This window comes from Novosphingobium sp., from assembly GCF_049240505.1.
Classification (GTDB): domain Bacteria; phylum Pseudomonadota; class Alphaproteobacteria; order Sphingomonadales; family Sphingomonadaceae; genus Novosphingobium.
In genome coordinates this window covers 1-1637 of record NZ_JBMLSM010000204.1, presented here as the reverse complement: position 1 = coordinate 1637, position 1637 = coordinate 1, and the positions used below count along the sequence as shown (strand labels likewise).

Annotated in this window: 1 protein-coding gene; it reads left to right on the top strand. The window is 67.3% G+C overall.

Annotated features, from left to right (window positions below; all coding sequences use genetic code 11):
- Window positions 1-190: 190 nt before the first annotated feature.
- Window positions 191-1637: ABC-F family ATP-binding cassette domain-containing protein (locus ACOVQ0_RS16525; RefSeq protein ID WP_421886899.1), on the top strand; the 1447-nt coding region annotated here is incomplete at its 3' end.

Here is a 1637-nt window from a genome sequence, read left to right as displayed (position 1 = left end):
GCGCCGGGGGGGCCAACTGCCGTTTAACGCCCGCGTACCCAACCACCCCCCCGCCCCCCGCCTGCGCGGGGGCGCAGCATTGGCAAGCACCTGATGGGTTTGAACTCCGCTTGCCTACACAGGGCGAGTGTGACAGGGACTCGCGCGCCCGATCCATCCTGATTTCCTGCACCGGACGCCTGCCCTTTTCATGCTTACCATCAACGGCATCACCGTCCGCCTCGGCGGCCGCGACATCATTTCCCGCGCCTCTGCCGCCATCCCGCCCCGCGCGCGCGTGGGGCTTGTCGGGCGCAACGGGGCTGGCAAATCGACGCTGGTAAAAGCCATCATCGGTGAGATCGAGCCGGACGAAGGCGCCATCGAAATGCCGCGTCGCACGCGCCTTGGCTACCTCGCGCAGGAAGCCCCCGCTGGCAACGCAACCCCGTTCGAAACCGTGCTCGCCGCCGATGTCGAACGCACGCAGTTGCTCGAAGAAGCCGAGACCTGCACCGATCCTGACCGGCTGGGCGATGTCCACGAACGGCTGCTCGCCATCGATGCCTACAGCGCCGATGCCCGCGCCGCGCGCATCCTCATCGGCCTCGGCTTTGACGAAGAGATGCAAGCCGCACCGCTCGACAGCTTCTCCGGCGGCTGGCGGATGCGCGTCACGCTTGCCGCGCTGCTCTTTTCTGCGCCCGACGTGCTGCTGCTCGACGAACCTTCGAACCACCTCGATCTTGAAGCGACGCTGTGGCTGGAGAATTTCCTCAAGGCCTATCCCGGCACGCTGCTGCTGATCAGCCACGAACGTGATCTGCTCAACAACGTGGCCGACCATATCGTCCACCTCCACGCCGGAAAGCTGACGCTCTATCCCGGCGGGTACGACAGCTTCGAACGCCAGCGCAACGAACGCCTTGCCCAGCAGGCCGCCGCCCGCGCTGCGCAGGAAGCGCAGGCGGACAGGCTCAAGGACTACATCGCCCGCAACTCCGCCCGCGCCTCCACCGCCAAGCAGGCACAATCGCGCGCCAAGATGCTCGCCAAGATGCAGCCCATCGCGGCGGTGGTCGAAGATCCCTCGCTCAGCTTCGACTTTCCCGACCCCGAGGAACTGCGCCCGCCGCTGATCACGCTCGACCTTGCCAGCGTCGGCTACACGCCCGGCAAGCCGGTGCTGCAGCGGCTGAACCTGCGCATCGATCCCGATGACCGTATCGCCCTGCTCGGCCGCAACGGCAACGGCAAGACCACGCTGGCCCGCCTGCTCGCCGCGCAGCTTGCGCCGATGGACGGAGCGATGACGGCGACGGGGAAGATGCAGGTCGGCTACTTCACCCAGTACCAGGTCGAGGAAATTGCCGATGGCGGCACCCCGCTGGAACTGATGACCCGCGCGATGGAGGGCAAGAGTCCCGGTGCGATCCGCGCGCAGCTTGGCCGCTTCGGCTTTTCCGGCAACCGCGCGACGAGCGCCGTCGGCACGCTGTCGGGCGGAGAGCGCGCCCGCCTCGCCCTCGCTCTCGTCACCCGCGATGCACCGCACATGCTGGTGCTCGACGAACCGACCAACCACCTCGACATCGACGCGCGTGAGGCGCTGGTGCAGGCGCTCAACATGTACAAGGGCGCGGTGATCCTGATCAGCC